This is a genomic window from uncultured Cohaesibacter sp. (genome assembly GCF_963556055.3).
Lineage (GTDB): Bacteria > Pseudomonadota > Alphaproteobacteria > Rhizobiales > Cohaesibacteraceae > Cohaesibacter.
The window spans coordinates 24494-48526 of record NZ_CAUVYE020000008.1; the positions used below are offsets into that span (position 1 = coordinate 24494).

18 protein-coding genes are annotated in these 24033 nt (G+C 53.3%); 9 read left to right on the plus strand and 9 right to left on the minus strand.

Features of this window, described 5'->3' with window-relative positions; all coding sequences use genetic code 11:
- Positions 1-188 precede the first annotated feature (188 nt).
- The 8 genes from eda to ACHZB8_RS02425 all read right to left on the minus strand — a co-directional run bounded on the left by eda (position 189) and on the right by ACHZB8_RS02425 (position 8561).
- Positions 189-812 carry a bifunctional 4-hydroxy-2-oxoglutarate aldolase/2-dehydro-3-deoxy-phosphogluconate aldolase gene (gene eda, locus ACHZB8_RS02390; protein ID WP_316858453.1) on the minus strand — a complete coding sequence of 208 codons (624 nt, stop codon included), beginning with the start codon at positions 810-812 and terminating at the stop codon, positions 189-191.
- 290 nt (positions 813-1102) lie between these two features.
- The gene (gene uxaC / locus ACHZB8_RS02395) at positions 1103-2515 is read right to left on the minus strand and encodes a glucuronate isomerase (protein ID WP_316858454.1); all 1413 of its coding nucleotides are present in this window, start codon (positions 2513-2515) and stop codon (positions 1103-1105) included.
- A 95-nt stretch (positions 2516-2610) separates the two neighbouring features.
- On the minus strand, positions 2611-4080 hold the full coding sequence (locus tag ACHZB8_RS02400; RefSeq protein WP_316858455.1) for a fructuronate reductase: 1470 nt from the start codon (positions 4078-4080) through the stop codon (positions 2611-2613).
- A 14-nt stretch (positions 4081-4094) separates the two neighbouring features.
- Positions 4095-6185 (minus strand): TIM-barrel domain-containing protein, encoded by a 2091-nt coding sequence (locus ACHZB8_RS02405; RefSeq protein WP_316859177.1) that lies wholly within the window; start codon positions 6183-6185, stop codon positions 4095-4097.
- Positions 6133-6480: a hypothetical protein gene (locus tag ACHZB8_RS02410; protein ID WP_316858456.1), complete on the minus strand. Its 348-nt coding sequence runs from the start codon at positions 6478-6480 to the stop codon at positions 6133-6135. The genes ACHZB8_RS02405 and ACHZB8_RS02410 overlap by 53 nt, the downstream gene beginning before the upstream one ends.
- 217 nt (positions 6481-6697) lie before the next feature.
- Positions 6698-7600: a TRAP transporter large permease gene (locus tag ACHZB8_RS02415; protein ID WP_316858457.1), complete on the minus strand. Its 903-nt coding sequence runs from the start codon at positions 7598-7600 to the stop codon at positions 6698-6700.
- On the minus strand, positions 7587-8009 hold the full coding sequence (locus tag ACHZB8_RS02420) for a TRAP transporter large permease subunit (protein ID WP_316858458.1): 423 nt from the start codon (positions 8007-8009) through the stop codon (positions 7587-7589). The genes ACHZB8_RS02415 and ACHZB8_RS02420 overlap by 14 nt, the downstream gene beginning before the upstream one ends.
- A 24-nt stretch (positions 8010-8033) precedes the next feature.
- Entirely contained in the window at positions 8034-8561 is a 528-nt protein-coding gene (locus ACHZB8_RS02425; RefSeq protein WP_316858459.1) for a TRAP transporter small permease, read from the minus strand.
- Between the two features lie 570 nt (positions 8562-9131).
- Between ACHZB8_RS02425 and ACHZB8_RS02430 the strand changes: the two genes are divergently transcribed.
- From ACHZB8_RS02430 to uxuA, 4 genes are all read left to right on the plus strand, one after another.
- Positions 9132-10112, plus strand: a complete 981-nt coding sequence (locus ACHZB8_RS02430; protein WP_316858460.1) for a TRAP transporter substrate-binding protein — start codon at positions 9132-9134, stop codon at positions 10110-10112.
- 177 nt (positions 10113-10289) lie between these two features.
- Entirely contained in the window at positions 10290-12098 is a 1809-nt protein-coding gene (locus ACHZB8_RS02435) for a glycoside hydrolase family 2 TIM barrel-domain containing protein (protein ID WP_316858461.1), read from the plus strand.
- A gap of 145 nt (positions 12099-12243) precedes the next feature.
- On the plus strand, positions 12244-12999 hold the full coding sequence (locus tag ACHZB8_RS02440) for an FCD domain-containing protein (RefSeq protein ID WP_316858462.1): 756 nt from the start codon (positions 12244-12246) through the stop codon (positions 12997-12999).
- A 116-nt stretch (positions 13000-13115) separates the two neighbouring features.
- The gene (gene uxuA, locus ACHZB8_RS02445) at positions 13116-14273 is read left to right on the plus strand and encodes a mannonate dehydratase (protein WP_316858463.1); all 1158 of its coding nucleotides are present in this window, start codon (positions 13116-13118) and stop codon (positions 14271-14273) included.
- A gap of 100 nt (positions 14274-14373) precedes the next feature.
- Here uxuA and ACHZB8_RS02450 read toward each other — a convergent pair whose 3' ends face one another.
- Positions 14374-16479, minus strand: coding sequence for a methyl-accepting chemotaxis protein (locus ACHZB8_RS02450; RefSeq protein ID WP_316858464.1), 2106 nt, complete (start codon positions 16477-16479; stop codon positions 14374-14376).
- A gap of 397 nt (positions 16480-16876) precedes the next feature.
- Between ACHZB8_RS02450 and ACHZB8_RS02455 the strand changes: the two genes are divergently transcribed.
- The 5 genes from ACHZB8_RS02455 to ACHZB8_RS02475 all read left to right on the plus strand — a co-directional run bounded on the left by ACHZB8_RS02455 (position 16877) and on the right by ACHZB8_RS02475 (position 23996).
- Positions 16877-18463, plus strand: coding sequence for a peptide ABC transporter substrate-binding protein (locus tag ACHZB8_RS02455; protein WP_316858465.1), 1587 nt, complete (start codon positions 16877-16879; stop codon positions 18461-18463).
- 323 nt (positions 18464-18786) lie between these two features.
- On the plus strand, positions 18787-19710 hold the full coding sequence (locus ACHZB8_RS02460; protein WP_316858466.1) for an ABC transporter permease subunit: 924 nt from the start codon (positions 18787-18789) through the stop codon (positions 19708-19710).
- Between the two features lie 22 nt (positions 19711-19732).
- Positions 19733-20869, plus strand: coding sequence for an ABC transporter permease subunit (locus tag ACHZB8_RS02465; RefSeq protein ID WP_316859178.1), 1137 nt, complete (start codon positions 19733-19735; stop codon positions 20867-20869).
- A gap of 14 nt (positions 20870-20883) precedes the next feature.
- Positions 20884-22503 carry an ABC transporter ATP-binding protein gene (locus ACHZB8_RS02470; protein ID WP_316858467.1) on the plus strand — a complete coding sequence of 540 codons (1620 nt, stop codon included), beginning with the start codon at positions 20884-20886 and terminating at the stop codon, positions 22501-22503.
- Between the two features lie 914 nt (positions 22504-23417).
- A complete protein-coding gene (locus tag ACHZB8_RS02475) occupies positions 23418-23996 on the plus strand; it encodes a TetR/AcrR family transcriptional regulator (RefSeq protein WP_316858468.1) in 579 nt (192 codons plus the stop codon).
- The last annotated feature ends 37 nt before the right edge of the window (positions 23997-24033 follow it).

Sequence of the window (24033 nt, forward strand, 5' to 3'; positions counted from 1 at the left end):
CCTTTTGGCAAGTTGGCCATGAACGGACAAATTATGGGAAAACCCGGATCAGTGCCAGTCCCTTTTCCAGGCTTTGCGTTTTACGGAGGGAGCTGCCGGCAAGAAAGCAGATGGGCGCACGTCCAGCGCCCCGCAACCAGAAGCGCAGCGACGGACCAGACGTGCAAAGAGGCTCTTGTCTCGAGGATTTACAATTGCGCAGCCTGCTGGGCTCTGCGGGCGATTTCTTCCCAGTTCTTGTCCCTGATAAGCTCCTTGGGCGCAATCCATGTTCCACCCACCGCAAACACATTTGGTTCCGCAAGAAAGGCACTGGCATTGTCGAAATTCACGCCACCGGTCGGGCAGAAGCCGATATCGCTGACCGGTCCGATTACGGCTCTCAACATGGCGATGCCATCAATGATCGTGGCAGGAAAGAGCTTCTGCTGGATGAAACCGGCATCTCGCAAGGTCAGCATTTCAGAGAGTGTTGCTGCTCCGGGCAGGAATGGCCAGTCGCTAAGCATGAGCGCCTGCAACAGCTTGAAAGAGACGCCGGGTGAAACCCCGAAGCGCCCTCCGGCGGATTGTGCGGAATTGAGCTGCACCTCTGTCAGGATCGATCCCACACCGACCGTTGCGCCTTCAACCTGATTGGCAACAATTTCAACGGCATGCAGAGCCGCATCACTGCGAAGCGAGATTTCCAGAATGGGCAAGCCATTCTCCACCAGGCAATGAGCAAGAGGCAGGGCATCATCGGCATTTTCAATGGTCAGGACCGGAATGACCTTGGCGCCGGTAAGCAGCGAAGAAAGTGTCGGATGCATGCATTTGCCCTCTTTATTCTGGAACTTGTTTGAGGAGCAATACTAGCCGAACTTCATTTCGGATTGCTTTACAGGGCAGGAAGCAAGCAACTTTTGAAATATTAGTAAATAAAAACGTAATAAAGAAAAAATTGCACAAGTATCACTAAAAAATTCGATGTCTATATCTGTCGAGATTTGCCAATTCTTGGCGAAAAGACAATCAGACCGGTTTTGACTGGGACACCAAAACAAAAAAATCCGGCACGAAGAAACGCGCCGGATTTTGTCTCAAGTCATTTTCCGAGAGATTATTTCTTTGCCAGGAACCAGTTCGCCGCATTCTGATAGCAGACATCGCGGATCAGACCATCAAGCAATTCCCGGTCATTTGGCACATGGCCCTGTTCCACCCAGCGGCCAACCATCTGGCAGGCCAGACGGCGGAAATATTCGTGGCGCGGGAAAGACAGGAACGAGCGGCTATCGGTCAGCATGCCGATAAAGTGCGAGAACAGTCCCATCTGGGACAACTGGGTCATCTGGCGCTGCATGCCATCGAGCTGGTCGTTGAACCACCAGCCAGAGCCCGCCTGCACCTTGCCTGGAATTTCGCCATCCTGGAAATTGCCCGCTGCGGTCACGATCACTTCGTTGAAGGACGGATTGAGGTGATAGAGAACGGTTTTCGGCAGATGGCCGTCCCGATCCATTTCACCAAGCAGGCCATTGAGTTCGGTCGCAATGGGCAGATCGTTGATCGAGTCGCCGCCCACATCAGGACCCAGGGTCTTGTAGAAACGATGGTTGTTGTTACGGATCGCGCCGATATGAAGCTGCATGACGAGATCGCGCTCATAATAGGCTTTTGACAGATCGACAAAGACGTTTGTCTGGAACTGGGCGATTTCCAGTTCGCTGAGCACTTCGCCGGAAAGCCGTTTGGCGATGATCGCGTCAAGGCTTGCCACATTGACCGGCTTGGCAAAACGCAAGACGTCAATGCCATGGTCGGTTGCCTTGCAGCCATGGGCGACAAAGTGATCAAGGCGCGCGATGAGAGCTTTCATCATTGGCTCGTAACTATCCACCGCATAGCCGACCACCTTGGCGAGGTCTGCGATGAAATCGGTAAAGCCGGGCATGTCGATCTTGTAGGCCGCATCGGGACGGAAGCTTGGAGCGACAACCATGTCATTGATGCTGTCATCTTCTGCAATCGCCTTGTGATAGGCCAGGTCATCGCATGGAGCATCTGTGGTGCCGACAAATTCGACCTTGAAGCGACGGAGCAGGCCGCGGGCGGAATGGCTGTCCTGAGCCAACTGCGCATTGGCCTTTTCCCAGATCATGTCAGCGGTCGCTGGCGAGAGGATGTCGCGAATGCCGAAATAGCGTTGCAGCTCAAGATGGGTCCAGTGAAAAAGCGGATTGCCGAAGCATTTCGGCATGACAGCAGCAAAGGCGTCGAATTTTTCGCGGAAGGAAGCCGAACCCGAGCATTTTTCTTCAGGCACGCCAGCCCAACGCATGGCACGCCATTTGTAATGGTCGCCTGCGAGCCAGATTTCGCCGATCGTGTCCCATTTCTTGTCGCTGGCGATCTGCTCCGGGATCAGATGGTTGTGATAGTCGACAATGGGAAGATTTTCGGCAACATCGTGATAGAGATGACGCGCCGCTGCCGTATCAAGCAGAAAATCGGGGCCTAGGAATGTTTGCATCTTTGGTTCTCCTGTCATGTGCAACGGCCGGGCACCAGACAAGCCTCCAGATCAGCCGACCTGAAGGCTTGCGGAAAAGTCGATCTCTGATGGTCTTAAGAGATCGCTGCCGCCACGGTTGCTTTCGCGCCGGTCTGGACTAAAGTCGTATAAGCTGCTTTGATTTTCGTCACAAACTCCGGATTCTGGGAAAGTTTTGCAGGGAAAATAGCCTCCATTTCCAGAACACCGTTGATATAGGCTTCCCAGTTGGGAAGGGCCAGCGCTTTCTGGGCGATCTGGTCTGCCATGGGGTCGTTGATCGGGGTCGGTTCGCCCTGCTCGTCGCTGCCGGTCATGAAGCGCAACCATCCGGCCACACCAAGCGCCAACAGGGACCAATCGCTGTCATGCTCGATGTGCCAGGCGATGGAGGCCAGCATGCGCTGCGGCAGTTTCTGGCTGCCGTCAGAGGCAATCTGCGCGGTCTTGTGCTTGAGCTGGCTGTTGGAGAAGCGGTTGATGAGCGCATCCGCATAGGCGTCCAGGTCCACATCGCCCGGTACATCGAGGGTTGGCTGCTGTTCCCTGATCATCAGCGTGTGAGCGGCTTTGCGATAATTTTCATCCCCCATGCAGGCATCAATGGTTTCATAGCCCCCAAGATAGCCAAGATAGGCAAGGAAGGAATGGGCACCATTGAGGGTCCGCAGTTTCATTTCCTCAAATGGCTCTACGTCAGGCACGAACTGCGCTCCGACTTCTTCCCATGCCGGGCGTCCCTTGATGAAATCGTCTTCGATCACCCATTGGCGGAAAGGCTCGCATACAATACCATTGGGGTCTTCCATGCCGCCAAGCGTCTTCTTGATGAGCGCTCGACTTTCGTCGGTAAGCGCTGGCACAATGCGATCAACCATCGAGCAGGGGAAGGTGACATTGGCCGAAATCCAGTTTGCTAACTCCGGATCAAGGGTCTGTACGAAGCTCATCACGGCCTTTTTGCACAATTTGCCATTGGATGGCAGATTGTCGAGGCTGAGGATGGTAAAGCCATCAAGCCCGGCTTCGCGACGACGACGCAAGGCCTCCACAAGCGCACCAATGGCCGTTTTCGGCGACTGGCGATTTTCAAGATCGTGAGCGATGGCCGGATTCTTGACATCCAGTTCACCACCGGAGAGGCAATAGCCTTTTTCCGTAACGGTCATGGAGACAATCGCGATATCAGGCTCAAGGAAGGGTGCGAAAAAGGCGTCCATGCCACCCCGCTCCGGATGGGCGGTTTTGACAATCGAGCCGATAATGCGCAGGTTGCTGACCGTATCGCTATGCTCCAGCACGCTATAAAGATGGTCATTCTCTTCGAGCTGGCCGAAGCGATCGGCACCAAACAGAATGTCGCTGACGACAACGCCCCAATCACTGGCCGGATGTTTGAGCAGAAAGTCCTGGTGGTAGCTCATCCAGTGGGCGCGGGCAAAAGCGCCGAAACCCAGATGAATGAGGCGAGGCCGCAAGGACCCGCGATCATAATCGGGCAATTGGGCGTTGCCCGGTGCGGTCATCAATTCAGAAATGGTCATGAAATTTCTCCCGATTAAAATGGCAACAAGGTACCGGATTGATAGGTATGGCCATTGACGGTCAACAGGCGGGTGTCCCGCGTGGCAACGCTGACCTTGCAGCCCTGAAGGGCTGGGTCGAACTGACCTTCATGGGTCATGGAAAGGTTGAGAGTCGTAGCGGTCTGGGTGACCTTGAAGCGCGTCAGGCGGTGCATGCCCTCAAGCGCATCCGCATTGTCGACATCATCCTCATAGACCTCAGCCTCGAAATCACAACTGTGAAGTCCGGCAAGCGGATAGATGACGATCTGGCGCATTTGTCCGGCAACGGAGCCGGAGCGCTTGACGCCGGGGGAAAGGGTGAGCACGGATCCAGCCTTGACAAAAAGCGGAATGGAGCCGAGCGATACCGGTACGGTAATGTCCTGCCCGCCAGTATAGTAGTCGCCGGACCAGAAGTCATAATAGCCCACGCCATTGTCCGGCAGATAGAGGGTGCGTGTTTTGGCCCCTTCTTCCACCACACTTGCCACCAGCAGATCCTTGCCGAGGAAGAAGTCATCACAGGGCTCGAAACAGCGCGGATCATGCTCATGGTCGAGCAGGGTCGGACGCAACATCGGCTCGTCTTCCACCACGGACTTGTAAAGGATTGTGTAGAGATATGGCAGCAATGTGTAGCGCAGATTGATCGCGTTGCGAATATGGGCTGTCACCTCCGGATACATCCATGGCTCATTGACCGTCTGGTCATCGTTCCAGCTGTGGATGGTGAACCGGGGATGGAAAATGCCATTCTGCACCCAACGGACGAACAATTCGGGGTCGGGACGGTCGCCGGAGAAGCCGCCGACATCGTGACCAATATTGTAAAGACCCGAAAGGCTCATTCCGAGCCCCATGGGAATGTTGTATTTCAGTGTTGTCCAGTTGGTGCGATTATCGCCGGACCAGGTCTGCGCATAGCGCTGGATACCCGGACAGCCGGAACGGGAAATGAGATAAGGGCGTTTTTCCGGGGCAAACTCCATTTGCGCCGATACCGAAGAGCGGTTCATCAACAGAGGTTGAACGGGCCGGATCAGGTCGACATCAATGGGTGCGCCGAAACCGAAGCATTTGGCTTCCCGGTCCCAGATTTCATATTCGTTATTGTCATTCCAGGTGCTGTTGATGCCATAGTCGAGCAAGGCGGTTCTTACCCCCTCTGCCCACCATGCCTGGGTGTCCGGGTTGGTGAAATCGAGGTGGCTGCCTTCATCATCCCAGAAGACGGACCGTTCGGCCTTGCCCGTTTCGCTATCCTTGATGAACAGCCCCTTGGCGTCTGCCTCGTCATAGCGCGGATGGTCCTGCAACAGGCACGGCTTGATATTGGCGATCAGTTCCAGACCAGCGTCGGCAAAGACCTTCGCCATGCCACGTGCGTCAGGGCATTTTTCGGTGTTCCAGTTGAAGACATAGCGCTTCGCACCGATCGAGGTATAGCCCGAGGAAAGCTGAAAACTGTCGCATGGAATGTCATGTACCTGAAGCAGCCTGACAAAGCCTTCGAGCTGTTCCTGAGCGTTTGGTGCGTCCGTATAGGACATGGTCGAGCCGGAATAGCCCAGTGACCAGCGCGGCATGAAAGCAGTGCCACCGGTCAGGCGCGTATGGGCCTTGGTCAGATCCAGAATGCTCGGGCCAAGGGTGAAGTAATAGTCGAGATCCCCGTCGGTGGCGCGATAGGCGCGGAAAGGGACGTGATAATTGTCCAGCTCATTGCCGAGATCGAACCAGCAAGGAGCCATATTGTCATAGAACAACGAATAGGAAAGCCCGCTTTCAAGCCGGGTGATGGTGAAAGGGATATGCTTGTAAAGCGGATCGGTTGCACTTGCATCATAGCCCATGGCGTCGAGATTGCGCATTTCATAGCGCTTGCCGGAACGTTCAAGCTCGCCGGTCTTCTCGCCAAGGCCATAGAAGCGGTCAGATTTCTCGCGACGCAGGAAATGCGCATGCGCGTGATCCTTGCGGCCAAGCTGATAAGCTCCGGTTGGCCTGTCCTTGGCGATCTGTTCCCAGTCATCGGACGTTGAGGCACGACCGAACCAGACCAGACCAAGGGGCTTGCATATGGTGACCTTGAGAAGATCCGTGCCCCAGGGTCAAGCTATCCTCGCTTTGCTCGAAGGCAAAGGGGGGACAGGCAAAGCCATCCGAAGAGGCCCGGTTCCGGCCCTCAATAGGCGCGTTTCCATTTGGCGCCACGGCCCAGCTGCGATCAAGCCGATAGCTGCCGTTTTTGAGAAGCTGAACGCGAATCAAGCGATCTTCGAGAATGTCGATATGCAGGGTATGCCGGGTTTCGACTTCCAGAATGATGCCAGTGGCTGTCTGGTTTTTGAGCGTCCAGTTTTTCAACTGATACATGAGGGTCTCCCTGGGCCTGTTTCCGTTGCCAGCAAGTTCAAGACAACATGAGGCTCTTTTTGCAAGGGTTGTTGCAATGATCCGCGATGACAATCGGCCGGATTTGCATTGACGAGCGCCTTTTGTGACTCTTGGGCTGTCACCGGCACCTGTTATCTAATGGGATTTGCCTGGAAGGCCGTGTGATGTGTTCCACCGACCTTCCAGATTTTTGGGCCTAGCTTCCATATCCGAGGAAGAATTGCGGCAGCGCCAGAGACAGTTCAGGGATGTAAGTGACCGCGAACAGCAGGACGACCAGAACCGCATAGAAAGGCAGCATCGGTTTAAGGACATTGGAAATGGGCACCTTGCCGACCGAACAGCCGATGAACAGAGCCGAACCGACCGGAGGTGTACAAATGCCGATACACAGGTTGAAGGTCATCATGACGCCGAAATGAACGGGATCCATGCCGAGATCCTGAACCACAGGCAGGAAGATCGGCGTGAAAATCAGAAGCGCCGGGGTCATGTCCATGAAGGTGCCGATAACCAGCAGCGCCAGGTTGATGACCAGCAGGATGACGATCGGATTGTCGGAAACCGACAGCAGGGCATCGGAAATGTAGAATGGAATGTCGGAGAAGGCCATGGCCTTGGACATGCCGATGGAACAACCCACCATCAGCAGAACGATGGACGTCGTAACCGCTGATTCAAGAATGATCTTGGGCAGGTCGCGAATAGTGATTTCGCGATACCAGACAAGGGCAAGAAAGAGCGTGTAGACGACCGCGACCGCCGATGCCTCAGTTGCGGTGAAAATGCCGCCAATGATGCCACCCATGATGATGATGATCAGGCCAAGCGGCAGGATCGCATCGCGGGTCTTGTTGCACATTTCCTGACGGGTCGGCTTTTCAGCCACTGCATAACCCCGTTTCTTGGCGATGAAGCCCGCCACGACCATCAGACCAAGGCCCATCAGAATGCCGGGCAGGTAACCTGCGATGAACAGGGCGGCAATCGAGGTGCCGCCGGTGATCAGCGAATAGACGATGAAAGTTGTCGAGGGAGGGATCAGCAAACCGGTAGGGCAGGATGCGATATTGACCGCTGCCGAATTAGGCCGGATCATAGCCTTCCTTCTTCTGCAAGGGGGCCATGACGCCGCCGACAGCCGCCGCAGAGGCGACAGCAGAGCCGGAAATCGCCCCAAACATCATGTTTGCCAGCACGTTGCAGTGGGCCAGCGAGCCGGGTAGTCGACCGCCAAGGATCTTGGCGAACTCGATAAGGCGCATGGCAATGCCGCCTCGGTTCATGATGTTGCCCGCAAGAATGAAGAAGGGGATTGCCAGCAAGGTGAAGCTGTCCAGACCCGACGCCATTTGCTGGGCGACAATGAAGATCGACTGGGTGAAGGTCATATCAATGACCATGAATGTGAATACGGTTGCGATGCCAATCGCAAAAGAAATTGGAACACTGAATGCCATCAGGACGATGAAGATCGAAAACAGCGTGATTGTTGCTTGCCATTCCATGACGTAAATACCCTCTCTTCGATCTTAGGAATCATCACTGACGGGGGCAGGCTGGGATCTTTCCTCGCCATTCTCGTCCAGGTTCGGATCAAATTGTTCTGCGATCAGCGCCACACAATAAAAGAGCATCATGATGCCCGAGAAGGGGATCGCTCCATAGACATACCCCATGGGCAGCCGAAGGGCCGGTGTCATCTGGCCTGACGCAAGTGTCTTGCTGACGAGTTCATAGCCGCCGTAAACCATCACGATGCCAACAAAGGCAGCAACAATCAGAAGCACCAGTATCCGGACGTAGCGAACCGCCGGACCATCCACGATGAGGGTGATGATATCAATGGCCAGATGCCGCTTGAGACCCAGCGTGTAGGCGGCACCGACAAAGGCAATCCACATGAAGAGAAATCGTGCGATCTCGTCGGTGGTGGTGCTTGGCGTTCCGAGGATGAAACGCGAGACCACCTGCCAAACGACGCAGATGACGAGAATGGTAAAGACCAGAACGGTCAGGGTGCCGAGCACCCCGTTTACCAGGCGAACAGCTTGTTTCATGGCTGCACTCCCATTGCTGTTTGTTCTTTTCCCGAGAAGTCCCCGGGTGTGAAATATCTGCCTTTAGGAAGATAATTGGTCGGCCAATCTTGAAAGGCCGCCTCCCAGCGCGACAGCAAGAGGGTCAGTGATCAACCATAAAATGTCTTTCAACCCTGTTGATGACCGCACCCGAATTCATGGGATGTCGACGGGCTGCCATTGATCTGATCCTGCCAGGAACATCGATGAAATTGGGTTGGAATTGGCCAGTTTCATTGATTTTCTTGTGTTTCTATCCAAAGGAACTCGGCAGACATGGTGCGCCATTCGGCATCTCAGTTGCCCACATACATTGCTCAAAAAACAAAATTGGTCAACCAAAATAAAAATTGATTGACAAAAATTTCGAAATGAAGAATTGTTTGGTCGACCAAATTGAAAAATTGGTTAGACCGCGTGTGTGGCGCTCTTGTTTCTTGAGATGTGAGATTGAGCAGCGTCGCTGACGGTCGATAAGTCGATGCCCGCACCGACGGCGGGCTGATCTGGACAAACAAACCGACTGAATTTTCAATCGGGAGGGAATCAATGAAACGTAAGCTTTCCATTATTAGTGTTTTTGCCGGTGCGGCATTTGCTCTGAGCGCAACCGCTGCCAGCGCCGTTACACTGAAAATCAGCCACAACAACCCGGAAGATCATCCGGTGCACAAATCCATGGAATTCATGGCCGAGCGTGCGAAGGAACTGTCCGGTGGCTCCGTAAAGATTCGCGTTTACGCCAACGCCCAGCTCGGAACCCAGCGTGAGTCCATGGAACTCGTGCAGAACGGCACTCTGGCAATGGCCAAATCCAACGCATCAGAGCTGGAAGCGTTTGAAGAATCCTACAGCGCCCTGAACTTGCCTTATCTTTTCACCTCTGAAGATCAGTTCTTCAATGCACTGGGCGGTGAAATCGGTGATGACATCCTGATGGCGTCCAAGGACAAGGGCTTCATTGGCCTGACCTATTATTACGAAGGTGCTCGTTCCTTCTATGCCAACAAGGCAATCAACTCTCCGGCAGACCTGAAAGGCATGAAAATCCGTGTTCAGCCGTCTCCGTCTGCCATTCGCATGGTTGAGCTGCTTGGTGGCAACCCGACCCCGATCACCTGGGGTGAGCTTTACAGTGCTCTGAAACAGGGTGTTGTTGACGGGGCTGAAAACAACCCCACCGCAATGACCACCGCCCGTCATGGTGAAGTGTCCAAGGTCTTCTCCAAAGACGAACACACCATGATCCCGTCTGTTCTGGTGATGTCGACCAAGAAATGGGACAAACTCACCGAAGAAGAGCAGAAAGCTGTCAAGCAGGCTGCTGATGAGTCCATGGTTTATCATCGTAAACTCTGGAACGAAATCGTCACCAAGGAAATCGAAAAGGCAAAAACGGACCTCGGCGTAACATTTGTTGAAGTCGACAAGGCGCCATTCGTTGAAGCCGTCATGCCGATGCATGAAGAACTGGCCGCCAGCTCCGAGCGCCTGGCTGACCTGATTGCCCGTATCAAGGCGGTAAAATAAGAACCGGAACAGAACCGGTCAGATTGTCCATGCCGCAGTCCCCGCGACGTCTGGGCACAACAAAAGCATGGCGGGATCTTCTCGCCATGCTTATCGGTAAAGCCCCGCTTCGGCCACCGGTGGCCGCCGAATTCGGGCAAGATGGTGGTCGTTGAACAGAAATCGGGATTGATCCAAATGGTACTCGAACGGTCGGAACTGGCAGAAAATGCGCTTCAATGCCTGCATGACGAAGCCTATGATGCTCCTTACAACAGGCAGAATCTCAACCACGAGACCATGATTTTCGTCTCCGGGCGAGAGGCTGAAAGTCTGGACGGCGCCTGGAATTTCTGTGTCGATCTGCTCGATACGGGCTTGCGACAGAAATGGTTTGCCCTTGAGAAGATGTTGCCTGAAGAGCGTCTCGAGCCCTATGACTATGATCCCTATATGGGCGAGCAGGTTGTCATCCCGTCCAATTGGCAGATGCTGAAAGAGAAGTGGTATTTCTTTGAAGGCAGTGCCTGGTATTCCCGCCCACTGCTGATTGAAGAGCTGTCGCCTGACGAACGCAAATTCTTGCGTATCGGAGCTGCGCAATATGATTGCAAGGTCTTTTTGAACGGCGCGTTTCTGGGCAACCATTATGGCGGCTCTACACCTTTTTGTGTTGAGCTTACCAATGCGCTCAAACAGGGCGAAAACTGGCTGATGCTGTGCGTCAACAACACCCGGACGACGACCCGCGTGCCGATGCGCAATACCGATTGGTTCAATTACGGTGGCGTCTATCGCGAAGTGGCGCTCTATACCACACCACGGACCCTTGTCCGTGATCTGTTTGTTCATCTGGTTCCCGATGGAAATTACAACAGGATTGCGGTTGCCGCCAAGCTTGATGGCCCCGACGCATCCGGGGCACAGATTGATTTTGAAATTCCTGATCTCGGTGTCAAAACTGTCATCGCTGCCTCCCAGGATGGCCTGGCGAGAGCCGAGATCGAAGTCAGCCCGGACTTGTGGTCCCCCGAAAATCCGCGCCTCTACGATGTCATTGCACGCTGTGGCGAGGATCAGGTGTCCGACCGGGTTGGCTTTCGCCAGATCGAACAGGTCGGGTCCGACCTGTTCCTCAACGGCAAGCCGCTCTTCCTGCGTGGCATTTCGGTCCATGAAGACGATATGACAAAAGGCAAGGTGACGAGCGAGGAGGATATTCGCCGCCGGTTTGCCGATGCTGCCGAACTCAACTGCAATTTCCTACGCTTGGCGCACTATCCGCATCATGAGCTGGCAGCCAGGATCGCGGACGAATTGGGCTTCCTGTTGTGGGAAGAAATTCCCGTCTATTGGGCGATCGACTTTGAAAATCCGGCTACCTACAGGGATGCACAGAACCAGCTGATCGAACTGATCCGGCGGGATCGCAACCGTGCCAGCGTTATCATCTGGTCCGTGGGCAACGAAAATCCCGATACCGACGCTCGCCTTGACTTCATGCGCAATCTTGCCCAGACGGCCAAGGCCGAGGATCCGACCAGATTGACCTCGGCGGCCTGCCTTATCAACCACGCCAGGAAAAAAATTGAAGATCGTCTGTCGGAATATATCGACGTAATAGGCATTAACGAATATTACGGGTGGTATGAGGAGAATTTTGAGGATCTGGTTGAGATCGGAACAAATTCGGCCCCTGAAAAGCCTGTGGTGATTTCTGAGACCGGAGCCGATGCCGATATCAGCGCAACCGGCCCGTCAAAAGGCCTCTTCAGTGAGGCCTACCAAACACGTGTTTACGAACAACAGATCGCGACACTGCGCAGTCTTGATTATGTCAAAGGCATCTCTCCCTGGATCCTGTATGATTTCCGGGTTGAGCGGCGTCAGAACATATTTCAACAAGGTCGCAACAAAAAGGGGCTGATTGCCGGCGACAAGGTGACCCGAAAAGAGGCCTTTCACAAACTGGCAGCCTTTTATCTGGAAAAGAAGAAGGAAGGCTGACACAGTCATGACAAGGCATGCTTCGGATAAGTGGGAACACGGCTCGGCACAGTGTCGACGATCCGAAAAGCTGCCGAACAAGAAGGAGCTGGGCGTTCCAATGGAGCAGGTTGGAATTCCCCGTGACGGCAAGTGAGGGCAATTGATGATCCCGGACAATGGCAAAAGGCGCTATCAGGAAGTCGCAGAAGCGCTGAAAAAAGAGATGATTGACGAGGGGCTTTCCATAGGCACCCGATTGCGTACCGAACGCCAGATCGCTGAAGACTTCGAAGTCTCACGATCCGTGGTTCGCGAAGCGATCATCATGCTCGAAATCGAGGGCCTTGTTTCTGTCCGCAAGGGATCGGGGATCTATATCGAAAGATTGCCAAATCAGTCGGAACGGTCCGGGATTGCAAGATCCGATATTGGTCCGTTTGAACTGCTTCAGGCGCGCCAGTTGCTGGAAAGCAATATTGCCGCATTTGCCGCAACCATGGTGACCAAGAATGATATCACCCGGATGCAGGAGGCCCTCGATATGGAGATCCGGGCCATCGAATCCGGCAAGGCCGATTATGACGGCGACGAGTGGTTTCATCGCCTGATTGCCGAGGCAACGCAGAATGGTGTGCTCATCGATATGGTCAACGAGATGTGGCACCTGCGAGAGGGCAATCAGATCTGGGATGGCTTGCATGCCCGCATCTTTGACGAAAGCTATCGCAAGCAATGGCTGGACGATCATCAGCAGATTTTGACAGCACTCAACCGCAAGGATCCGGGAAAGGCCCGTGATGCCATGTGGAACCACCTTGAAAATGTCCGCAATACCTTGCTCATCCTTTCGGATGTGGAAGACCCGAAATTTGATGGTGATCTGTTCAAGACACCCAAGGTCCTTAGAGCCAACAGGTAGCAGTGTCCTTGAGTAGCAACGATACTCCGGGCTTGCGAGAGACCCAAACAACACGATCAGGCGCAGGCCGAATGTTCGAAATGGCCTGACACAACAAGACTTACGAGGCAGAAAAAATGAAACAGACATGGCGTTGGTTCGGGCCGAATGATCCGGTGACCCTTGATGATATTCGTCAGGCGGGAGCCACAGGCATCGTCACGGCTTTGCATGGCATTCCGAACGGAACGGTTTGGAGCCGTGAAGCGATTGCCGAGCGCAAGAAAATGATTGAGGACAAGGGGCTCGTCTGGTCTGTTGTTGAATCCATTCCCCTGCATGAAGACATCAAGCTTCAGCGTGGTGATTACAAAAGCCTGATCGCAAACTGGGGTGAGTCCTTGCGCAATCTGGCGCTCGAGGGCGTCAAGAATATCTGCTACAATTTTATGCCTGTTCTGGACTGGACCCGGACCGATCTTGCCTGGGAATTGCCAACCGGCGCCCGCTGCTTGCGGTTTGATGCCGATCGCTTCGCTGCCTTTGATCTGTTTATCCTTGAGCGCGAGGGTGCAAGGGAAGAATATTCTGCCGACGAAATCGCCTCTGCCAAAGTCTGCTATGAGGCCATGAGCCAGGAAGACAGGGATCTGCTTGTCCGCAACATGATTGCAGGGCTGCCCGGCTCTGAGGAAAGCTACACCATCGAGCAGTTCCGGGCCCAGCTGAACCTCTACAAGGATATCAGCGCGGAACAGCTGCGCGAGCATCTGGCCGAGTTCCTCAACACCGTTCTGCCGATTGCCGACGAGGTCGGGTCGGTCATGGCAATTCATCCCGATGATCCGCCGCGCCCCTTGTTCGGTCTGCCCCGTATTGTTTCAACCGTGGAAGATATGCGGGCGATGAGGGCGATCAACCAGAGCCCGGCCAACGGCTTCACGCTGTGCACTGGCTCCTACGGTGTTCGTGGCGACAACGATCTGGGTGCGATGATCGACGAGTTTGCCGATCTGATCCATTTCTTCCATTTGCGCTCCACCAAGCGGGACGGCAAAAGCTTCTATGAAGCCAACCACCTTGGTGGCGACGTGGATATGATCGAGGTCATTCGGCACTATAAGATGGTCGAAGACAAGCTCGGCAAATCCATTCCGTTCCGTCCCGACCACGGGCATCAGATTCTCGACGATCTGACGAGACGGTCCAATCCAGGCTATCCGGCCATCGGGCGTCTGCGCGGTCTGGCAGAATTGCGAGGCGCCATGCTTGCGCTGGGTGGCAAGCTGGATTGATCTGCAATCCTTTGGCCAAGCTAGGGACATGACACGAAAAAGGGATGCCTCGTGAAAAAGAGGCATCCCTTTTCTTGTCTTTGGCAGACATCTCTCAAGATCAACTGGCCCGGACCTGTTGGATGAAATTCGCAACTTCGCCCTTGAGAGTGTTTGCCTGACGGGCAAGCTCATTTGCCGCAACCATCACCTGTTCGCTGGCCTCCCCTGTCTTCTGCGAGGCGGCGGTTACTGCTGCAACATTTTCGCTGACCTGATGAGTTCCACTTGCTGCCTGATTGATGCTGTCCGCGATGTCGTGGGTGGCCGCATTCTGCTCTTCCATTGCCGCGGCAATCGTTGTCGAGATTTCATCAACCGTCTGAATGACGTCTTTGACCTCTTCCATCGAAACGGAAGCGTGCTTCGTTGCCAACTGAATGTCGGAAATCTGCTGGGCGATCTCGTCGGTTGCCTTGGCTGTCTGCCCTGCAAGGGCCTTCACTTCACCTGCAACAACTGCAAACCCTTTGCCCGCTTCCCCGGCCCGTGCCGACTCTATGGTTGCGTTGAGCGCCAGCAGGTTGGTTTGTTCAGCGATATTGGAAATCATTTCGACAACCTCGCCAATCTTGTTGGCGGTATTGGCCAGCGTTTCCATCTGGGCATTGGTGGCATTCACTTTGCCGACCGCATCGCGAGCGGATTGGGCGGCATGGGTAACCTGTATGCTGATCTCGCCGATGGTGTTGGTCATTTCTTCGGTGGCTGAAGCGACCATTTGCACGTTGCCGGATGTTTTCTGGGACGCATCGGAAGCCGCACTTGCCTGCGCCTCGGTATCATCGGAGATTTGTGACATCGACTGCGCGGTCGCGCTGAGCTGGGTCGATGATGCGGATACAGCGTCAACAATGCCACCCACATGCTTGTCAAAATCATCGGCCATTTGTGTCATGAGCAGGTGTTTTTCTTCTTCGGCGGCTAATTTCTGCTGTTGCTGCTCAGCTTCCAGCTCCCTTGTGCGGATGGAATTCTGTTTGAAGATAGCGACAGCAGCCGCCATTTCACCAAGCTCGTCACCGCGTTCAAGACCCGGAATGTCCGTTTCCAGTTCTCCACCTGCCAACTGTTTCATGGCTTTGGTCAGGCCAAGCACGGGGCGGGAAAGATTGCGGCCAATGAGCCACGCGCAAACAAGGCCGAGCAGGATGGCAAAGGGTCCGACGATGGCAAGGGTCTTGTCGACATAGTCAAGAACGGCTGCCGAATTCCTCTGATAGGAGACCTGATCCATTTCCGCATTCATCTGGATTTGCTCTGCGGTGGAAACGATTTTTGCCGCGTTGGTATCAAGGACAGTGACACGAATATCATTCTGTTTATTGATGATCTCGACAATGTTGAGATAGGATTCGACATATTTGGCATAGGCCCCGTTTGTCTGTTGCAACAGGTTTTTATGCGCCGGATTGGTTACGGTGGTGACCAGTTTGTCGAGGACCTGTCTGAGCCTGTTCAATTCAAGCTTTGCCCGTCTTGCCGCCGTCTTGTCGCCCACACCGATGAATTTGCGCACATTGAGGCGAGCACTCGCCAATTGTTCGAATGCAATCGTGGCATTGTGTGAAATCGAGAAGTCTCCGGATGCATGTGTCGAAGCAATGACATCGATCAGCCATTTGTTGATGGTCTCACCGGTCGGGTTGAGAAACGTGGTTTGCAGATTTTCGAGTTCCGTGTTCAACTCGACGATTTTCGCAAATCCGTCTCTATATTGGACCAGCTGGTTCTCCAGCTGCGTGAGTGTTTCCTGATCATTGCTCCCAGCAAGGCTGCTTTTGGATGCTTCCATCAGGGTAACGAGCTTGGAGAATCTCTCCTCGTAGGCCTGATATCGTTCACCGCTGGCCTTTTCAAAATAATGGCCGACCGCGAGCTGTGTTTCGAAAACGGCAGTTTCCAGTTTGCCGATTTTCAAGGCTCTGTTTGTGGCACCTTCCAGTTTCCCCGATTGGGTGCTGATGTCCGAAAATGACAGAATATTCACGGCCCCCAGGCCAATCATCATCAACAGAATGAGTCCGAAGCCGGAATAGATCCTGTGACCGATTCTGAGCTTGTTGAAAAATCCTCTTTTCTTTTTTGAAGGGTCCTTGGTGTCGGTTGGCCGATTGTTGGCATTTTCAGATGAACGGGTCTCTTGCCTGCTCCGGAAGATGTACATGACGGGTTTATCCTAGGTGCAATAAATCGAAGGTGATGGAGAATTTTAGCTAGAAGTTGCTAATAATTGTTTATGTGTACCCAAGTGGAACAGTCAATTTTGTCGCATTTCTGGGGAAGAATAGCTCTTTTGGTTGCCAGCAACCTTGTATAATCTGTTTTGGGCAGAGGAGGAGCATTTCAACCCGCTTTCACAAGCAATTGACCAGCGCCGGGCTTCCCGGTGCCTATATGGGAAACGCTGGTCCACAGTTAACGATGCGATATTGAATAATGTGTTTGTAGAATGCGTTTCATTGGAGAAAATGCTTCATTTCTCTTGCTACCTTTAGACTAATTGAATTAGTTTTGCCCCATACAAGGAAAATACCTTTAGGGAACTATAGGGAGTAATGTCTATGCTAAACAAAACTATTGCAGCCATGCTGCTGGCAAGCGTTTGCGCGCTTCCACTGGTGGCAACATCTGCAAGTGCAGAAGTTGTATATAATCGCGGCAACTCTGCCGACCCCGAAACACTTGATCAGCATAAAACACAGACAGTCTATGAATCTCATATTCTGCGTGACCTTTATGAAGGTCTTCTTGCATATAGTGCAGATGGCAAATGTGAAGCTGCTGTTGCTCAGTCCTGGGATGTCTCTTCAGACGGCATGACCTATACATTCCATTTCCGCGATGATGCAAAATGGTCTAACGGCGACCCTGTTACAGCAGGCGATTTCGTCTATTCCCTGCGTCGTATCGAAGATCCTGCAACCGGGGCCCAGTATTCCACGATCATGTATCCGATCGTGAATGCCGAAAAAGTCAACAAGGGCGAGCTGCCTAAAGAAGAACTTGGCGTCAAGGCAATTGATGACAAGACCCTTGAAATCAAGCTTAACGCACCAACCCCCTATTTCCTTGGCCAGCTGTGCCATCAGTCAGCATTGCCAGTTCATCCGGCAAGTGTTGAGAAATTTGGTGAGGATTTCTCCAAGCCGGGCAATATGGTTTCCAACGGGGCCTTCACGCTTGCCGAGTTCGTTCCGAACAGCCACGTGAAAGCCGTCAAAAACCCGTTGTTCCGTGAAGCCGCTGACGTGAAAATCGATGCAGTCATGTACTATCCAACCGAAGACCGTGGAGCTGCCCTTCGTCGCTTCCAGGCTGGCGAGTTGGATTCGAACAATGATGCGCCTGTCGAACAGGTCGATTTCATGCGTGAAAATCTGGGCGACCAGTTCCGCGTTGCTCCATATCTGGGCACCTACTATTACGCTGTGAATACCACCGAGGAAAAACTTGCTGATCCAAAAGTTCGCAAGGCTCTTTCCATGGCAATCGACCGCGATTTCCTGGCGGACGATATCTGGGGCGGCACCATGCTCGCCGGTTACTCTCTGGTTCCTCCGGGAATCGGCAACTATGGCGAACCTGCCTATGCCGACTACAAGGATATGGACCAGCTCGACCGCGAAGACGCTGCCAAGAAACTGCTTGAAGAAGCCGGTTACAGCGAAGAGCATCCGCTTGAAGTGGAAATCCGTTACAACACGTCGGAAAACCACAAAAACACCGCTGTCGCCATTGCTGACATGTGGAAGCCGATCGGTGTGAAAACCACTCTGCTGAACACCGATACCAAAACGCACTATGCAAACCTGCGTGAACATGCGCCGTTCGACTTTGCTCGTGCTGGCTGGATTGGTGACTATTCCGATCCGCAGAACTTCCTGATGCTTGTCGAATCCGATTCCGGCTTCAACTATGCACAGTGGAAGAATGAAGAATATGACGCCTTGATGGACAAGGCCGCAGCAACCGTGGATCTGGAAGCGCGTGCCAAGATCCTATTTGACGCTGAAAAAATCTTCATGGACAACCTGCCTTACGTGCCGCTTCTTTACTACAGCTCCCTGAGCCTGGTATCTGACAAACTGCACGGCTGGGAAGACAACCTTCTCAACGTCCATCCTTCTCGCTGGATGTCGAAAGACTAATCAGCTGATACGAAATGGAAGGGTTGCCGCAAAGGCAACCCTTTTATATGCCGTTCCAGCCGGTTTGCCTGTTTTGCGGACAGACTGCTGGAATTGCAGATGAAGAAGCGATAAGACTTCCCCAATAAAAATCGAAAGTGATCCAAGGATAGGCTCTCGCTGCTTTTGAGCTTATGCCCTCGTCGAATTCAAGCTTGGAGACGCCGAAAAAGGCGTCGTGCTGCGAATGCAAAGAGGCTTCCCGGGATCAGAGAAACCTGCGCTGCTTCAGGCAATTCCTTGCCAGAACAAGCTCAGATCAACTTTACTTAGAAGGACGCATTATGCTGCGATATGTGTTCAAGCGATTGCTAACCGCAATCCCGACATTGTTTCTCATTGTCACGCTCTCCTTTTTCCTCATTCGCGTCGCGCCGGGCGGCCCGTTCGATCTCGAACGTCCGTTGGAAGCGAAGGTGATGGAAAATCTCAACAAGATCTATAATCTCGATAAGTCCCTGTGGGAGCAGTATCTCATCTATCTGAACAACGTGCTTCATGGCAATCTTGGCCCCAGCTTCTTCTTCCGCGACTTTACCGTGGTCGAGATGTTTGGCAACGGTCTGCCGATCTCGATTCAGATTGGTGGATATGCGCTTTTGCTGGCGTTGGTTTTTGGTGGTGCACTCGGCATTCTGGCCGCACTGAAACAAAACAAGACGCCCGACTATGCCGTTATGACCGTGGCGACAATGGGGATCACGATTCCGAACTTTGTCGTGGCTCCGGTTCTCACCCTTATCTTTGGCGTTGCTCTGGGGTGGTTGCCGGTTGGTGGCTGGAACAACGGTGCCTGGGCCAACAAGGTGTTGCCGATTATTACCCTGGGCTTGCCTCAGGTGGCAATCGTGGCGCGCCTAACGCGAGGCTCGATGATCGAAGCCATGCGCTCTCATCACATTCGCACCGCGCGCGCAAACGGGTTGCCCAGCAGCATGGTCGTAATCGTCCATGCCTTGCGTGGCGCTTTGCTGCCTGTCGTCTCCTATGCGGGCCCTGCCGCAGCAGCGCTGCTGACCGGTTCCGTTGTCATCGAGACGGTCTTCGGTATTCCCGGTGTCGGACGCTATTTCGTGCAAGGCGCACTGAACCGCGACTATCCCCTTGTGATGGGCACAGTGATCGTGATTGCTGTCTTCATCATGGTTTTCAATTTGATCGTTGACCTGCTTTATGCCTGGCTCGATCCTCGCGTGCGCTACGATTGAGGCAATAATGAACAAGAATTCTATGAAAACGCAGGCAGGACAGGCAACCGAGAAGGTCATAAATGCTCAGGTTGGTCGTTCTCTGTGGGACGATGCCTGGGCGCGCCTGAAAGCAAACCGCGCGGCAATGACCTCGTTTGTCGTGCTGTTTCTCATTGCTCTGGCCTGTTTTTTCGGGCCACTCTTTACCGGGCATGAATATGATGCCGTTTACAGAAACTACGTAAAAGTGCCAAGCTCGCTTACGGCCTATCCCAGGGACGATGAAATCCGGCCCGCTCTGGACAAGGTGCTCAAGCGTGCCCGTCTTGATGCGTCAGATATCGAGATCGACGACACCGGCATCACCCTCAAGGCCACGTCGAAGAAAGCCATCAGCGACAAGATGGTACGCTATTTCGATCGCTCGGACCTGTTCAAGGATGCTGCTTTTTCCGATCTTTCCGAAGACAAGAAAAGCGTGACCATCTCGGCCAAGATTGATCGGATGCACTTCTATTTCGGCACCGACGCCAACGGACGTGATTTGCTGACAAGGACCCTGATTGCCGGGCGTATTTCGCTTATCATTGGCCTGCTGGCCTCCGGTGTGGCGTTGCTCATCGGGGTGACCTACGGGTCTCTGTCGGGCTATTTCGGCGGTCGGGTCGACCTCATAATGATGCGGGTCGTCGATGTGCTCTATTCGCTCCCCTTCATCTTCTTTGTGATCCTTCTTGTGGTCTTCTTCGGGCGAAACTTCATTCTGATGTTCATAGCCGTTGGGGCTGTTGAGTGGCTCGATATGGCAAGGATCGTGCGCGGCCAGACCCTGTCGATCAAACGGCAGGAATATGTTCTGGCTGCCGAGGCCATGGGCGTCGGGGCCGGCGGCATTTTGCGCCGACACATCATTCCCAATACGCTCGGTCCGGTGGTGATCTTCGTCACCCTTCTGGTGCCAAAGGTGATTCTTCTTGAGAGTTTCCTCTCCTTCCTCGGGCTCGGGGTGCAGGAGCCGATGACCTCATGGGGCGTTCTGATCTCAGAAGGCGCGCGAAATCTGCAAGGGGCCAGCTGGATGCTGATCTTCCCTTCCATTTTTCTCACCGCAACCCTGTTTGCTCTGAACTTCATTGGTGATGGCCTGCGCGACGCGCTGGATCCGAAAGATCGATAGGAGAGGATGAGAAAATGACCAATAACACAACACATCTTCTCGATATCAAGGATCTGCATGTCCACTTCGAGACCAACTCCGACAAGGATGTGCATGCGGTGCGCGGCATCGACATGCATATCGAAAAGGGAGAAACGGTCGCCGTGGTCGGCGAATCCGGTTCTGGCAAGAGTCAGGTCATGATGTCCGCCATGGGACTGCTGGCCGACAATGGTTGGGCAACCGGTTCGGTGAAATATGCAGGCGACGAGATTCTGGGTCTGTCCAAGCGCAAGCTGAACGCATATCGCGGCTCGAAAATGACCATGATCTTTCAGGAGCCCATGACATCGCTGGATCCGCTCTATACGATCGGTCGCCAGATTTCCGAGCCACTCATGGTGCACCAGAAAATGGACAAGAAGCAGGCGCGCGGTCGTGCGCTGGAGCTGCTTGAACTGGTCGGTATCCCGGATCCGAAAAACCGCCTCAAGTCCTATCCGCATGAGATGTCCGGTGGGCAACGTCAGCGCGTGATGATTGCTATGGCCCTGGCCAACAATCCGGATCTGCTCATTGCGGACGAGCCGACAACGGCCCTCGACGTGACCATTCAGGCCCAGATCCTGCAACTGCTCGCAGATCTTCAGAAAAAGCTGGGCATGGCGATCCTTTTCATCACCCACGATCTCAATATCGTCAAACGCTTTGCCGATCGGGTCTATGTGATGAAAATGGGAGAGGTCGTCGAGCAGGGGCCAACAAAGGAGATCTTTGCCAATCCCGCGCATGACTATACCCGAATGCTGTTGTCGGCCGAACCGGAAGGTTTCAAGGCCGCTCCGGCAGAGAATGCTCCGGTCTTGCTGGAGGGCAGGAAGGTCAATGTCAGCTTCAACATCACCTCTGGCCTGTTCGACTCGGAAAAGCAGGTTTTGCGTGCGGTGAATGACGTTGATATCCGGCTCAGAAAAGGTCAGACCATCGGTATTGTTGGTGAATCGGGGTCCGGCAAGTCGACCCTTGGCCGAGCCTTGCTGCGTCTGAACGACGTGACGGGCGAGGTTCTGCTTGATGGCGAGAATATGAGTAGCATCTCCAAGCAGGCCATGCGGGATCATCGCAAAGCGTTGCAATTGGTGTTTCAGGATCCCTTCGGCTCATTGTCTCCACGCATGATGGTCGGACAGATCATCACCGAGGGATTGCTTGTTCATCATCCTGAATTGTCAAGCAAGGAACGTGATCAGCGGGCCATTGCCGCACTGGAGGAGGTTCAGCTCGACCCAGGCATGCGCAATCGCTATCCGCATGAATTCTCGGGTGGTCAGCGCCAGAGGATCGCCATTGCCCGCGCGATGGTGCTCAAACCGAGAATTGTGGTGCTGGACGAGCCGACTTCTGCTCTTGACCGCTCGGTACAAAAACAGATTGTCGAACTGCTGCGGGACTTGCAGAAGCGTTATGACCTGTCCTACCTGTTTATCTCCCATGACCTTTCGGTGGTGCGGGCCATGTCTGACTATGTCATGGTGATGAAGCAGGGCGTGATCGTGGAAGAAGGGCTGACAGAGCAGATCTTTGATGATCCAAGGGAGCTATACACAAAACAGCTCATGGCAGCTGCGTTCGATCTCGAGCCGATTTCGGCCTGAGTCCGCAAGGCTGTTACGAAAAGGAAAAAGGGCCGTCCGTCTTGGATGGCCTTTTTTTGCGGCTTTGAACTCGATCACAAGCTGGGTACCGCACGGAAGCAGCAAGGGCGCTTCATCCGGAACAGGTCGGGATGGCGCTGGATGATTCTCGCTTCTGGTCTTGAAAATGGTCGCCGCCACCATTGGTGGGGCTGAGATCGGATCGAAATGTCGCACGAAGAGCGCCATAAGGCACAGTTTATCAACAGCTGTACCCAGAAACACTCTTACATTTTTTGAATATTTGTAAATTTTCTTTCAATGCGACTCCTTTTTTGCTAAGAAGCCGTTGCAGAGCCGGCGCACCTGTCAGGTGTCGCAAGCAGAAAAGCTTAGACAGGTAGTTCAATCCAGCCCTGCAACGGTAGTGTCCATCATGTGTCGCAAGCAGTGAGATGGACAACTCAAACCGCCCCGATCCAATCGCAATGGAAACTGGGCGGAATTTCTACTGAACAGCGTGTCCTTGATGCAAATCGGGCACGCTTTTCTGTTTCTATTTCCTTTTTCGGGCCATGAACGCTTCCTCGTTTGCTGTCGAGTAACCGGGTATCATGCCCTTTGATGCTTCACGCAATGGATTCGCTTTTCCATCGCATTAACAGGATGTTTAAAAACCAAATTACAATCAATGTAAAAAAAGAAAATTTAAACATACCGGAGATGTAATGTTGTAAGTTACAAATAGACAAAAAGACATTAATTGTCAAGTGGTCGTATGAAAGAAATTTACAGAATAGGTAAATTCGTATACTAAAATTAATAAGGGCTGCTATGTGAATTTTTACAATACCAAGAACCGGGGAAGCGACGAAGCTCAGTTTTCTTAAAGGCTTTAAAAGGACCAAAATAGTCGTAAGGAATGTCGCAAGCAAATGACTGAAACACAAGACAAGATAATGATGGCGGCGCTAGAGCTGTTCACGCGTTATGGAATTCAAAGAACGTCCATGGCTGATATTGCAAAACAGGCTGGGCTGTCGCGGCAAACTGTCTATACAACATTCGCGAGCAAAGATGATTTGATCGCGGAAACAATCGCCAACAGGGTGTCTGCCGTGGTCGATCAGATTCGTGAAAAGATTGCCGACTGCAAAAGCCTGGGCGAACAGCTCGACTTTTATTTTGAGCTGATGGTGATCAGACCATTCGAATTTCTGATAGACAATCCGGATGCTGCCTTTCTCTGGCGTATTAGTCGGGTGCTAGATCAGCATCCCGCCATCTTGAAGGCTCAAAAGAAACACAGACAGCTTCTTGCCGATCTTTTTGTCCCCTATACAAAATCCATAGGCAGTGCTGATCAGACGCCATTTCGTCTGGCAGATTTCATCATGATGACCTGCCGCGAGCTCAAGGTGGGTGAGGTCAAGTCTCGTAAAGAGCTGGACCAACTGGTTGAAACCCTGCAAGCAACCATTCTGGCGATAACGAAAGCCAAAGAAGCGGCCTGACCGAACGAGTGACCATTTCAAGATAATTGCCAGTCCC